The sequence below is a fragment of the uncultured Sphaerochaeta sp. genome (assembly GCF_963676625.2).
In the GTDB taxonomy this organism is placed as follows: Bacteria; Spirochaetota; Spirochaetia; order Sphaerochaetales; family Sphaerochaetaceae; genus Sphaerochaeta.
In genome coordinates, this window is record NZ_CAXXYB010000001.1 from 352367 (window position 1) to 366864 (window position 14498).

The 14498-nt window shown below is 42.3% G+C and carries 8 protein-coding genes, 1 tRNA gene and 1 pseudogene; 5 read left to right on the forward strand and 5 right to left on the reverse strand.

Annotation, left to right across the window (positions count from 1 at the left end; translation table 11 throughout):
- Positions 1-86: 86 nt before the first annotated feature.
- From ACHZBG_RS01625 to ACHZBG_RS01635, 3 genes are all read right to left on the reverse strand, one after another.
- Entirely contained in the window at positions 87-1784 is a 1698-nt protein-coding gene (locus ACHZBG_RS01625; protein WP_320127693.1) for an EAL domain-containing protein, read from the reverse strand.
- 406 nt (positions 1785-2190) lie between these two features.
- A complete protein-coding gene (locus tag ACHZBG_RS01630) occupies positions 2191-2997 on the reverse strand; it encodes a Cof-type HAD-IIB family hydrolase (RefSeq protein WP_320127694.1) in 807 nt (268 codons plus the stop codon).
- 223 nt (positions 2998-3220) lie between these two features.
- Positions 3221-3293, reverse strand: a tRNA-Pro gene (locus tag ACHZBG_RS01635).
- Positions 3294-3463: 170 nt separating this feature from the next.
- Between ACHZBG_RS01635 and ACHZBG_RS01640 the strand changes: the two genes are divergently transcribed.
- The 3 genes from ACHZBG_RS01640 (at position 3464) to ACHZBG_RS01650 (ending at position 8281) form a co-directional block, all read left to right on the forward strand.
- Entirely contained in the window at positions 3464-5056 is a 1593-nt protein-coding gene (locus tag ACHZBG_RS01640; RefSeq protein ID WP_320127695.1) for a peptidylprolyl isomerase, read from the forward strand.
- Positions 5057-5177: 121 nt separating this feature from the next.
- Complete coding sequence (locus ACHZBG_RS01645) at positions 5178-6218, forward strand: DUF2804 domain-containing protein (protein WP_320127696.1); 1041 nt, start codon at positions 5178-5180, stop codon at positions 6216-6218.
- A 125-nt stretch (positions 6219-6343) separates the two neighbouring features.
- On the forward strand, positions 6344-8281 hold the full coding sequence (locus ACHZBG_RS01650) for a DEAD/DEAH box helicase (protein WP_320127697.1): 1938 nt from the start codon (positions 6344-6346) through the stop codon (positions 8279-8281).
- A gap of 55 nt (positions 8282-8336) precedes the next feature.
- Here the strand turns inward: ACHZBG_RS01650 and ACHZBG_RS01655 are convergent, their stop codons facing one another.
- Positions 8337-9812: a hypothetical protein gene (locus ACHZBG_RS01655; protein ID WP_320127698.1), complete on the reverse strand. Its 1476-nt coding sequence runs from the start codon at positions 9810-9812 to the stop codon at positions 8337-8339.
- Between the two features lie 260 nt (positions 9813-10072).
- On the opposite strand from ACHZBG_RS01655, the gene ACHZBG_RS01660 reads away from it, so the two are divergent.
- Positions 10073-12520 carry an MMPL family transporter gene (locus ACHZBG_RS01660; RefSeq protein ID WP_320127699.1) on the forward strand — a complete coding sequence of 816 codons (2448 nt, stop codon included), beginning with the start codon at positions 10073-10075 and terminating at the stop codon, positions 12518-12520.
- Positions 12521-12564: 44 nt separating this feature from the next.
- On the opposite strand, the gene ACHZBG_RS01665 is transcribed toward ACHZBG_RS01660, so the two are convergent.
- Positions 12565-13713, reverse strand: a complete 1149-nt coding sequence (locus tag ACHZBG_RS01665; protein ID WP_320127700.1) for a glycosyltransferase — start codon at positions 13711-13713, stop codon at positions 12565-12567.
- 515 nt (positions 13714-14228) lie between these two features.
- On the opposite strand from ACHZBG_RS01665, the pseudogene ACHZBG_RS01670 reads away from it, so the two are divergent.
- Positions 14229-14498, forward strand: a pseudogene (locus tag ACHZBG_RS01670) (UDP-N-acetylglucosamine--LPS N-acetylglucosamine transferase); the annotation flags it as partial.

The window sequence follows — 14498 nt, forward strand, 5'->3', positions numbered from 1 at the left end:
GTCTATTCCCAACCTATCAAAAGAAACGGACAGCCAGCAATTGGTAGCTTTCTGGACAATATTAGCCTATTGCCCTGGCCGGTTGTTCACTGCATTCGCGATTCTGGTTTTTGCTTTGGATTCTCTTTCTCACTCTCACGTATCCAGACTTGAAGTTGATCAAGGGAAAGTGGTTTGGAAAAATAATAACCTTGAAGGAAGTCACATCCGGAATCTCGTAATAATTGTACTTTCCTTTGGGAATCCACTCCTTCTGCAGTGACTTCCAATCCAAGATTTTTGGAAAATTTTACAATTTCCGTAACAAAAATCCGAGTATGTTCCGAATAGGGCAGTTTGTCGACAAACAGTTTATCCAGCTTGACCAATTCCGCCGGGATATACTCAAGATAGGCAAGAGATGACAAACCAGTTCCAAAATCATCAAGAGCTATCTTGCATCCTAGATCTTTCAGTTTTTGAAGAGTCTCGATGGCCAATGCCGGAAAAACCATCACTGCAGTTTCTGTTACTTCAAAAAGAATATTCTCGGCCTTGAGATTTTTGGAAATAATCAAGGATTGCACGAAATCTGCAATTTTTCCATCTTGCAGGGTATTGGCTGATAAATTGATGGAACAATGTAAAAAGGGAAATTCTTTATTCAGAAGGCCCAGACTTTCGAGAGCTTTCTCCAAAACCCATTTCTGAAGGGAATCAATCAGGGGAGTCTGTTCGACAAGCGTAACGAAGGATGATGGGGTTAAATATCCCAATTGGGGACAATTCCAGCGAAGCAGGGCTTCAACCCCTACCACAGAATCATCCTTTGCATCAATTACAGGTTGAAATACCAAAAAGAATTGGTCTTCTTCAATAGCCTTTGGAACACTTCCAAGAATAGCAAGATTCTGTCTCTCAGTTCCTTCGAATTCATCCTTGAATAATAAGAAAATCTTATTTTCTTGTTTTGCGGAGATTGAGGCAATCTGGGCTCGTTTCAACAGTATACTGGCATCAAGACCTTCTATTGCATGATTTGCACCTCCAACATGCAAATCCAATAAATAGGGAATACCTTCAATATAAATAGGAGAAGCGGTCAAGGTATTCAACCAGCTCTCCATCATTTCCATCGTGGGATAATCCCCTAGATGGAAACTTCCCAGCACTTCCCTATAGATATGGAAGACCGGGCAATCAAAATCCTTCATCCCAGCGGAAAGGACTTGCGCAATTTTGGCAATCAGGCTATCTGCGATATCCTTGCCCAAGGTAGAAAGAATGACATCATAGTTACCTACATAGAAAATGCTCACATTGCAAATAGTTTTCGGATTGACGGTGGAAATTACTAAATTCTGTATTGCATTTTCCATGGAATCCCTGTTTTCCAAACCAGTATCCACATTATGTTTGCTCTTCCATCTGTCTGACACCATATAATTCTTCATGAGAGAAAAGATATAGCCCTGTAAAAAACCAATCGAAACATAGACAGTACAACGCAAAACCCAGTTTATGGTAGGTTGCATAATAGCCCTGGAAGAATCCAGTGGCATAAAGGGACCAAGAACAAGTCCAGCGACAAGAGCAGTCAAAGCTCCTCCAGGAAGGCCAAAACACAAAGCTCCCAACATAATAGGTATATAAAGCGAATACGAGAAAACAAATTTTGTGCCCCCCGTAATCTTTACGACATATCCAAGCAATGCAACAAATAAGAATATCAATACAATCTCTGCGACCATAATGCTCTTTGTTTGTTTGAGAATATAGACTTCAAAGCGATTTTTTCTGGGCATATATCCTCCGTTCAAAGCTATTCAAAATATGTAAATCTTTCCAATTACCTACCATTTCAGCACATAGAGAATAATCAAATATACTGAACTGGTGTAATAAAAATAATAAAGAAGCAAAAAGTAAAAAGATAGTATCGGACTAGGGTATATTGCAAAAGAATCAAGATGACTGCGGAAATATAGACCAATGAAGTATTTATTTTATGTTGTCTTGAATGTTATCCATCCTGTATGTACTTGCATAATGGGGTAAATCAAGAAATGAAAGGTGCCTCTCCAATGATGAGAGGTGCCCTTTTGACGCAATTGTCACTGGGCTTTTGCTATTTAATCGGTGAGTTTCACAAGAAGCCAGGGCTTGATGGAGACCTCGGCATTCTCTTCTTTCAAGAAACAAGGTGAGGTCCTACAGAATATAGCGTTCTATGGCCAAAGCTACCCCATCATTATCGTTGGAGGCAGTGTGCACGTGAGCATGTTTTTTGGTTTCTTCCTGGGAGTTTTCCATTGCCACCGCCAAGCCAGCAATATCAAACATGGGAATATCATTCAGCCCATCCCCGATGACCATAAGATCAGAACGATTTTTGCCAAGAAGCGACAACAGTATATCCAAGGAGCTGGCTTTCTGAATTCCTCTGGCCGTGATTTCCATGAAGCATGGTTCAGAAAAAGCCACCGTGGCACGACTGCCCAGTAATTCTTGTAAATCCTTTTGTGCAGGAGCAAGCAATTCAGGTTTTCCTACAATCATTACTTTCGGTTGTGCCTCCAGTATTGTTTGTTCCAGGTTCGGGACATATCGGATGGGAATAGCATTGTTGAATGCTTCTTTTCCTACATAAGGATCATCAGGATGATCGGTAATGATGCCGTTCTTGTCATAAGATACAAAGGCAAGATCTTTCAGTCTGGCAAAATTCAAGGTCGTAAGGATTTCCTCAAGACGTATGGTTCTCTCAAAAACTGTCACCCCTGTCTTGCAGTTAAGTATTTTTGCGCCGTTGTAAGAAATGATAAACCCACCAAGATTGAACAAGTCAAGTTCCTGGGCAACAGGCTTGATACCAATCATAGGTCTTCCGGAAGCAAGGACAACAGCTACCCCTTGTCCAATGGCTGCATGAATGGCAGCCTTGGATGCTGGGCTTACTCTCTTTTGGGAATCGGTCAAAGTACCATCAAGGTCGAGAGCCAATACTGAATAAGACATAGAGACCTTCCTTGTTTTCGAAATATATACCACGTAAAACAAATCCAGTGCTAGACAAAAACGAAAAACCACAACCTATTTTGAGGGCTGTTCAGGCACAAGTGTCAAAGCTAATGTTTTTGAAAAATAAGTGGGGGGGAACAGTAGAGCATCAAACCTCTGCAATAAAAAAACTCCTCACCACTAAGAATTTAGTACATAAGGAGTCTTAATTGATTCTTAGTCGGGCAGAGAGGATTTGAACCTCCGACCCCCTGGTCCCGAACCAGGTGCGCTAGCCCCTGCGCTACTACCCGGAAACTCAATAGCCGACGTCCAATATAGCTTTTGCATATTTTAATGTCAATACGAATCCCAAGCATGGTACCGTTTTCCGACAGGTATTGATTGACAGGGCGTATATGAAATGGTATTTTTCAGAAGACTGTCCGCATAGGCGGAAAATGCATGGGAACAAAGAGGTTATATGATGTCTTCTAATGACGATACAACGGAAAAGAAAACCAACGAGGAAGGGAAAGCCCTCAAGAGCGCTACCACAAAATCAAATGGGAACGGAACAAAAGAACAGAAGACACTGGTAATCAAACCAAAAAGAAAGGTTACTTTCGGATGGATTGCCGGAATGATAATACTGATTCTTATTGCTGTCTCTTTTGTCATGGCCCCTGCCATTGAAGCCTTGGTCGGCGGAAACAAATCCAATGAAATCGTTTTCGGAAAATACGGCAAAGATGATGTCAAGTATACCAGCAACAACTATTTTTATGATCAGGTACAGAATTATGCCAGTCAATATAAAACTAGTGATGGCAACGGTACCCAGAGACTTTATCAGATCTGGAAAAGTGCCTATGACAGTACTGTAATTTTCACAGCCGTCAATCAAATGGCCAACAAGTTGCACATCATCGCTGTCGATGACGTAGTCAACAGGGCTATTATCAATAGCGGAACCTATAATAAAGACGGGAAATTTGATGTTGATACCTTCCAGAAGGCTTCTGCTGAAAGCAAGGCTTCCGTAGATCGTTCAATTCGTAGGGCAATCCCCTATCAGACAGTCATCAGCGATGTAGGAAGCATCCTCTCTTCCGATGCCGAGGCTGACTATATTGCCGCAATGGCCGCGGATAACAGGACCTTTAAATATGTGTCCTTGGATGCATCACTTTTTCCTGACCAGAAAGCCAGCGAATATGCGCTGATGAATAAGCAACTATTCTACAGCATGGACCTCAGTGTCATTTCCGTGCAAACCGAAGATGAGGCAAAGGCCATCGCCAGTTCAATTTCCAGCGGTACGAAAACCTTTGAGGAAGCTGCCACAGAATCCAGCAAGGATTCCTATGCAAGCGCAAAAGGAAAAGTAGGAACTGTTTTCTATTACGGAATACTTCCGAACTTCAAGAATGCCGATCAGGCAACTCAGTTCCTTTCAGCCAAAGCCGGGGATGTCGTAGGACCTTTTGAAGGTACCAATGGATGGGCTCTCTATCGTCTTGACTCAGCACCAAAGGCTCCTGATTTCACTGATACAGCCACACTCGCTAGTGTCAAGGCTTACCTTGCCTATAATAACGATCCGATCATAACTGACTATCTCTCATCCCAGGCTGACCAGTTTGCCTCTGATGCTGCCAATGGTTTTGAAGAAGCGGCGGCAAAAGCAAATCTGGATGTTAATTCCGTAGGAGCAACCCCCCTTAACATCAGTTCCAGCCAGTACATGAACTCTTTCAAGACTACTGATACAAAAGGGCTTCTTGCCTCCGTCTCGTCTGATGAAGCAACCGGGAAATTGCTCTTTACCGAGCCTGTCGGAACTATCGTGAAACCAATCAAGAACGGCGCTTCCTATCTCGTTGTAAAGATTGAAAGCGACGCAAAGGATGAAAACACAAGTAGCTATGTAAAGATGTTCTACAACTATCTCAGTGGTTCACAAAACCAGCAAGATCTTTCCCAAGCTATCTTTGCTTCCGATGCCTTCAAGGACAATTTCCTTACGACCTTCCTCAAGGTCATTCTCGGAAATACTACCGAAACTGCTAAATAAGCCCATGTTCTACCAAAAAGCTGACTTCGGTCAGCTTTTTTATTGCCCATGTTCTACAACGCAAAAAAAGTACAGTTACAATTCCTGATTTCAGCGATACAATGAAGAAAGGAGAAAGCCAATGCAACATGAAATTCTTGCACCTACCCCTTTATTGAACAGAAAAGGCCATGTAGTTGAAGAAGGTTGGGCACGAAAACCTTACTTTGCCTATGACCGAAATGCTATAAAGGCCTCAAGCCTACGAATCAAGGAATGGGATTACTATGCTATCGTAAACCAAAGCAAGGGATATGCCGTAACAGCAACAATGAGCGACCTGGGATTTGCCTCCCTCTTTGCTCTCTCCTATATCGACTTTGCCCGAGGTGCCTGCGCACAGAAAGACGCCATTACCTTTCTTACCTTAGGCAAGCTTGGCTTAAGCAAGACCTCCAGAGAGGATTCAAATGTTTCATGGGCCAATGATACACTCCGATTTGCGTTCATAAAAAAAGGAAATCAGCGCCACCTTATGTTTGGTTGTCCTTCCCTCATACTTCCCGACGGTTCTGTCGGACTTGATGTCTCAATTTCACTCACCCAAGAGGAATCACTGGAAAGCCTGAATATCGCGACAAGCTGGAAAGAAAACAGAAAAGCTTTTTACTTGAACGAAAAACTGAATTGCATGCCGGTAAAGGGAACTATCAGAAGAGCCTTTGAACTTGAACAACTCGAGGACGGGGACGCCTGGGGAGTACTCGATTGGGGTCGTGGCCGTTGGACCTACCAAAATAAATGGTATTGGGGCTCAGCTTCTGGACTTATTGAAAATATTCCCTTTGGTTTCAACATCGGCTATGGTTTCAGCGATCGTTCAAGCGCAAGCGAAAATGTGTTGTTTTATAACGGTAAAATCCACAAACTCGACGAGATAATTTTCCATATTCCAGAAAAAAGTTATTTGGAGCCCTGGACGTTTTCCAGCAATGACAACAGGTTTAACCTGGCTTTCAAGCCTGCGGTTGACCGCTCCTCCTCTACAAATTTCCTTCTGATCAAATCAATTCAACATCAAGTATTCGGATGGTTTTCCGGTATAGTTGTCCTTGATGATGGTACTGAACTTGTCCTCAAGGATTTTCTGGGATTCGCAGAGGATGTCAGCAACAGGTGGTAGGCAATTGCTATAATTTACGATGCCTTTGTCTTGCAACAACTTGCTCATTTGTATATGCTTATAAGGTATCACTAATTTTCATGGCTATTACTACGTAATTCAGCCAAACATATCACAGGAGATCCATGCCAGATTTAACCCACTTTGCGGAACTCGGACTGTCCGCACAAACAATCGCAGCACTTGAGGCGAAAGGGTTCGAGGAACCTACAAAAATACAGGCTGCCTGTATTCCCCTTCTTCTCAAAGACCAGGTAGATGTTATCGGCCAAGCTCAGACAGGAACCGGTAAAACCGCAGCTTTTGGCCTTCCTATTCTAGAAATCGTTGACCCTAATGCATATCAGGTACAAGCTTTGATCCTCGCTCCGACCAGGGAACTGGCCGTTCAGGTAGCTGAAGAAATCAACTCACTCAAAGGAACGCGTCATCTTGAAATCGCCGCAGTATACGGCGGTGCATCAATGGACCTGCAACTTCGTAAATTACGAAGGGGTGTCCATGTTGTCGTTGGAACCCCCGGTCGTATCCTTGACCATTTAAGAAGAGGTTCACTTAATCTTGAACATTTGAAATTCGTAGTTCTTGATGAAGCAGATGAAATGTTGGACATGGGCTTTGTCGAAGATATCGAAGAAGTCCTTAGACAAACCCCTGCAGAAAAAAGAATGCTTTGCTTTTCCGCAACCATGCCCGCTCCTATCAAGCGCCTTGCCGAAAAATTCATGAAAAATCCAGAATTTGTGCAAATCCAACAAGATTCTGTAACCAAAAACCTTACTGACCAGATTTACTTCGAAGTTCGTGAAGGTGACAAATTTGAAGCCTTGACTCGAATTATCGATATGGAAGAAGATTTCTATGGACTGATTTTTTGCCGGACAAAAGTCCAGTGTGACGAAATTGGTCAAAAACTCAATGCCCGAGGATATGACGCTGAACCATTACATGGCGACCTCTCCCAGAAACAACGGGAACTAATCCTCCATAAGATGAAAGATCACTCAATCAGCATCGTGGTAGCAACTGATGTAGCGGCCCGAGGAATCGATATTTCTGACTTGACGCATGTAATCAACTACTCCTTGCCCGAAGATCCTGAATCCTACATCCATAGAGTAGGTCGTACAGGTCGTGCAGGAAAGAAAGGTGTTGCCATTACTTTTGTCGGACCACGCGAATTCAATCGTTTTGCCTTTATTAAAAAGGTATCCAAGAATGATATCCGCAGGGAAACGGTTCCTGAAGCTTCAGAAATCATTGGTATCAAACGCGCCAGGATATTAAGCAAGTTGACTGAAATTCTTGCAGAGAATCCCGATCCAAACGATACATTCCTTCCCCTTGCCCAACAGCTTCTGGAAGACAACACTGCAGAACAAGTTGTCCTGACATTGCTCAACCATTTTTACAAAGATGATCTTGATGAATCGAAGTATAAAAACATTGGCCACTCAGGTGGTGAACGCGAACCCAGAAGGGATTCCCGTTATTCTGAAGAGTCAGGTTTCACGCGGTTGTTCATTGCCCGTGGACGTAAGGATGGTCTTGATAAACGAAGATTGATTGACTACCTTATCGAACAGGTAGGAGCTCAGGACCAAGACCTCCAGGATGTATCAGTCAGGGATGATTTCTCCTTTGTTTCAGCACCTTTACAGGTTGCAGAACGAATTCTTCAGACCTTCTCTGATAGAAGCACCGATGGCAGGCCCTTGATAACAAGAGCAAAACCTGACAATCCAAACGGGAAAAATCTTTCCGGCAGAACAAGAGGAGATCGTGAGGATCGTCCTTACAGGGAAAGCCGTGGAGGATATAGCGATCGTCCCCGTAGCCGAAGTCGTTCACGTAGCACCGACGAATACCAGCCCTATGGTCAAGATGTACGTGGAAGTGAAGGGGATAGCCCAAGGAATGATTCTGATCGGTCTTTCAGAAATGATGGGGGAAGCCGTCCTCATGGAATATATTCTGGTGGATCAAAGAGTAAAACCTTTTCAAAATCAAGGTCAAATGATTCAAAAAGCTTTTCCAAGAAAAGCAACGGAAAGAATTGGTAGAAATCCTCTACTGCAATCCTAACAAAAAAAGCACCCTGGGTGCTTTTTTTGTAGCCTATAATCTATCTTTCATTGATTGCCCGATAACATGCAGGCTTACAAGATATTGCTTGCGACGTACAAGTATTGCCAATACCAGATAAATTCCGTAGATAAGCCATCCCATCAGACCTCCGATAAACCAACTTGCAATAATAAAAATTACGGCAGAAACCAAGAGTTGGACCAATTCGCCAAAATCATTGAGGGATATGAGACGCTGTACAAAAATATCGGCAATGACACAACGCAAGGCAAGCAAAGCTATAATAGAGAACAGGCCCAATTCAATATCCCTAAAGATTCCAATGGTGACTATCGTGGAGAGTATTGAGAGAAACACCATAAAGAAGTTGATTTTCATCATTGCATCTTCTTTGCGAAAGGTTTTCATGAAAGAACTGAGCAAAAGAGACGTTCTAGACTCGAACAGGCATATGGGAAAAAGAATTGCTAAATACGAAATGCCCACTGTATAGTTAGGCAAAAGAAGATTCAAGCCTACTTGCAAGGGATAAAATAAAAAAAGCAACAGCATTACAGGCAAGGAGATCGAAGATCCCATGGTATGAAAGACAACTGGTAGTTTCGATCGTTCGCTCTGCTTGAGCAAAGGAAACAACACCATACTGATCTGGTTGATGAACACAACGATAGACTGGGCTGTCACCAAAGCGAAGGAAACCATACCAAAGGTTGCAATATCCCACTCTTTGGCAATTGCAAACTGGACAATTCCGATGATCAACATGCTTGCAACCGTTGCAAACATCAGTTTGAAACCTATTTTCAAGTTTTCCCTGGCCTCACGAAAACTGAGGGAAAGGGGAATTCCCCGGGTAAAGAGAATATCCCTGCAATGATAACTCAGCCAGATCAGGGTAATTCCCTTAGACAAGAAATCCGCAATGATCAAATAATGATAGGACCTTCTACCTGTAAAGATGAATGCCAGCATCAAGGCAACATTCAGAAGCCGTTCATGAACCAGGTTCCTTGCATATTCACTTACCTGCCCAATGCTTTGCAATAGATATTGCAACATTACCCTCGGAAGATAGACTACGCAGTTCAGACCAACACAAAAGACTATCAATCGCTTGTCAATATCCTTGAGGAAAATGAGGGCATACATTGAAACCAGCAGAAATAAACAGAATTCAAAAAAGATGTAGAGCCAAAACTGGGAATGCATTTCTGGTTTATCCAGGTCTCCCGAAGTTTTGCCACCATAGCGAAGATATATGCCATCAGCCCATCCAAAATGGAAATATACGGCATATCCAGCATAGAAAATATACAGTTGCCAATACCCAAATTGGGCAACATCCAAAAAGATAGGTATCAACAACCCCATTGTTGTGGTTGCGACGGCACTCACGGTATTGGCAGAAAGGGAATAGGAAAACTTCCTTACTGCATTTTTCAAAGACAATTTTAATTTAGTTCCATCGTTTCGATCATTCACTGCTTGTTTATCATTCCGAATCATGTAGGCTATGTCAATTATGCAATTGAGGATTCCTTAACAAATACCTTTCGGATTTGGACATCCGAGCTAAAAACAATTAACAATTATAATTGTTACAAAACTACGTATTTTCCCTTTCTCTTCATAATTATACCAAGAAACACAAATTCAAAAGGGTTTCAATTTCTTCCCCTGCTATGTTATGATGTTTTCGGTTTACTACATATACTTCCCTACTCCTTCTCAAACAAGGAACCGGAGTATTCTGCAATTGGAGAAATATGAAAACACATTTTCTTTCCTTTATTGGAAAACATAGCAAATTGACACTTGTAGTCATAGCAATAATCACTTGTTTTTTTCTTTATCATGCCACTTCACTCACTCTCAATGGTGATTATGGAAGTTTGTTGCCAAAAAGTGAGGCCGAAGAATCCTTTGCAGGAGGAAACCCCTCTTCCAGTACCCCGAACACAACACAACAAGCTACTGCGATCTCTGTGGATTCTACCATTCCCGAGACGATGGTGCTTACACCTTCAGGCAATGGACATGTATATAATGCAGATGCTGCTCCGTTTACAGGGAAAATCGAAGGCCAAGAGGATTATCCAAGCACTACTACCTATCTAGTCATGATAGAATCGAAAAACCTTTATACCCCCTCAAATCTCACACTCATCTCAAATACCATGGAAGACCTCAGTAATACGAAAGAATTGGGAGAAAGCTCCTCTCTCTTGAGTTTCGTCACTATGGAAAAAAAGGGGACAAGGTTGATGACAGTGCCTTTTTCTCCCCATAAAGGTACAGATCCCTGGACACAGGAGGAAGTGGATATTCTGAAGACCAGGGTCGAAAAAGACCCTATAGTAAGAAGCTATCTGGTTAGCAACGACCTTACCTGTATGCTTTTCTCTTTCAATTCTTCCTCCCTTGACGCTTCACAGGAAAAAATGCTTTCAAATCTGATGCAACCACTCAGAAAAGCTGGGATGCAAATATCCATCAACGGTGGAGCTGTTATAAATAACAGATTGATGTATTACCTCAATAAAGACCTGGGAACCTTGTTGGGACTCTGTTGTCTTGCCATCCTGTTGGTCTATTATTTAAGTTTCAGGGCAAAAAGAAGCATGCTCCTGCCCTTCTCGATGTCTATAATTGGAATCATCTGGACGCTGGGGACAATGAAGCTTCTCGGCTATTCTCTTACGATTGTCAATATTGTAACTCCCTGTATGGTCCTGAACCTGGGTTCTTCCTATGCAATCCATGTTATCAGTGAATATTATTCTGACTTTGCAAAAGGCATTTCCCCCATTGAATCAACCCAGAAAATCATAAAGACAATTTCCCTTGCCTGTCTGACAACCGTCATAGGTTTTTTAAGTCTCACCCTGTCAAATACTTCTGCATTGAGAGAGTTTGGGATTGCGGTTGGCATCGGAGTCACCTACTGTGCAATTTTGGCAGCAACCTATATTCCTGCCCTCTTGACCCTGATGGTTCCTCCAAAGCCAATTCAAGTAAAGACGTATTCCCACGGACTTCTTTCCAGGAGTGTCTCTTTTTTAAGTGGGACTGTAGTAAAGTATTGGTGGTTTTTCATCCTTCTCTGGATTATGGTCATATTCGGCTTTGTCTTGACCAAAGACCATATCAGGATAAATACCAACTATATGTCCTATCTCCCCAAAAGCGATTCCTTTGGCCAGAGTTCACGGCATTTTGCACAAAAGATGGGAGGCGATACTCCATTCATCATTACCATCACAGCCCCCGAAGAACAAAAGGATTTCTTTCTTGAGCCCGGCAATCTTGAAAAAGTTTACCAGTATGAGCAAGCAATCAAGAAAAACAGCAAGGATATTCTCCAAGTCATATCCTTTTCTTCCTATGTCAGTTTTGCCAACAAAACTTATAGCGGAAAAGAGGGAATACCTGATTCGCCAGCACTTATGAATCTATTGAGCAGAATGGTCGTACTCATGAGCAAGCAAACAGGAACAAATCTCAGCTCCATTCTCAATGCAGATGCATCCTCACTGGACCTCATCATCCAGAACTATGACTATGAAGAACAAGATTTGACAACAATCAGCAGCTCTGGACGAATTGAAAAGATTTTGAAGCAATACCTGCCTCTGTTACCGGATGGAACAAGGGTAACGATAGGGGGCAGTCCTCACCTTACACTTCATTTTTCCAACACCTTGCTAGCTGACCAACGAAGGAGTACCCTTGCAAGTTATCTGTTGGTATTCATCGTCGTCCTCATAGTATTCAAATCCTTGAATTATGCATTTTATTCCATGATCCCCATCCTCACCGGGGTTATGGCAAATTATGTATTTATGTATTTCATGAATATTCCCTTCGATATGGTTACCGTAAGTTTTGCCTCGGTAGCTGTCGGTGCAGGAATCGACGATGCAATCCATTTCCTCATCAGATTCAAGGATAAACAAAAACTGAAGGATAAAGAGATATCTCAAATGCTCATCGAAACAATTCGGGAAACAGGTAGGCCAATCATTCTGACCACTCTTTCCATCGTTACCGGTATGCTGATGTTTACATTTGCTTCCTATACGCCTATACGGTATTTTGGAAGCCTTATGGCCATAGCCTTGATAAATTGCATGCTTTCAACATTACTGGTAATGCCAGCGGCAATTATATTGAAGGAAAAGATAAGCAACAAATTCCGACGAAAGCTTGCATAACTCAGGGAGGCCAGGAGCCGGGAATATTCAACCACGGCTCCTTCTTATTTTCCGATATATGAATTGTAAAGTGAGAGCAACCTATCACACCAAACTTCCCTGCTGAATTTTTTGGATCCTTCCAGTGCATTGAGATGCAGACGTTCCCATAGAAAGTGGTCATCGATCAAGGCAACCCCATGCTCGATAAAATCTTCATCACTGATAAAGGAATACCCGTTATTTCCTTCTTCGAGAGTGAGTTCCAAAGAATCATCCTTCCTACAAAGGAGAGGCACTCCACTGGAGATAGCTTCAATGGAAATCATTGGTTGGGTTTCGCTAGTTGAAGAAGTAACAAAAACATCCCCAATTCGATAATACTTCCAGACTACCAAGGGATCTATCGAACCACTGAACCGAACAAGTTGGTCAAGATGCAATTTGCGGACTTGGTTTTCCAGATTCTCTTGCTCAGGCCCTCCTCCCACGATAAGAAGCCTAGCTTGAGGCCTGAGAGAAACCAAGGAAGCAAAATGTGCTATCGTCTCCTTGATATTTTTCTCTGCTGCTAGTCGGCAGATGGAAACAAATACAAAATGTTCATCAGAAAAAGAGAATGCCGAACGTAAATCACTTCGTTCCTTCTCACTGAAAGGTTGCGAAAAACGGGAGATCTCAATTCCTGAAGGAATGACCTCGATAGGTTTGGAAATACCATACCCCCTGAGCATATTCTTGTTCTTCAGAGAGGGACTGATAATACAGTCCACAAGTCGCAGGCGGGCCCTCAGCACACGAGCTATGACAAAGTTCCATACCTTCTTGTTCTTGATATAGTTCTCACCATACGTGGGAAAATCCGTATGGCATGTATGAATAAGGGGAATGGAAAGTTTTTTCACAATCTGCCTTGCAAAAACCATGGAAAAAAATTCACCATTTGAATGAACCACTTGAGGGTTCCAGGCAAGAATTTCCTTGAGTATTGGATCATGAAACCAAAATGTATTGTAAGAATCCGGGTAGAGCCTAATCCTGCTTGCCTTGATATGATAGATATCATCTTCAAAGAAAGTCCTTCGCTCTGGCCCTATCACCAAAATCCTTACCTCGTGGCCTTGGGCCCGAAGTGTTTCTCTCTGGTTTTTTAAAACAGTGGCAACGCCGGTAATAATTGGGAAATAGAACTCCGTAGTGATTAGAATTTTCATGCTACTCCAAGATCCTTTTGTTATCTCTGAGTATACTTATTTTGACTCAGAGGAGGCAAGCCTCATTCTGTTGCAAAGACTGGTACTGGCGAATAAAGAGATTGATTCAATACCAAGATATTGAGACACCTGGGTCTCAATCTATATATCAAAAGATTATTGACTATGTATGTAGTTATTCTATAGGTAAATGCAGAAATGGTCATACTGTCTTTCCAGAAAAGCTGTCTATGATTCTCCACATCGACAAGCGAATGGGTAGGGGACGGTGTCCACAAACAAGTACTCATAGCAGAACAGTATTGTATCAATAAAACAATCAAGTACTTATGGAGAATTGATTTATTGGCTTTCATATTTTATTTTTCTACAATGCTTTCCTAACCTACAATCATCGATGATCCAGTTGCCTTCTATTTGAAAGACAAAAAAGAAAATAAATTAGGTTTTAACCATGACAAGCTTTTACGTTACTACTTGCTGTTCGACTTGTTTTCCCCTATGATAACACCATCATGCGAATTGCGTTGTTATACGTCGACGCAGGGAAAGGTCACCTTACCCCTGCCATTGCATTAGCCGACGCCTTCCAAAGGCTTGGGCATGCAACAACTGTAGAGAATCTCCTTTTGGTTTGTAAGGCACCGGTTTTCAACTGGTTAAGCAAGCATAATTGGCGTTTTTTGTTACATTTTCCAAAATTGGAACATGTTGTCGATTCAAATACTGATGTTGCTGCAAATGCTCGTTCGATCAGATTTGCCGCCACCCATTTTCATGGGGTC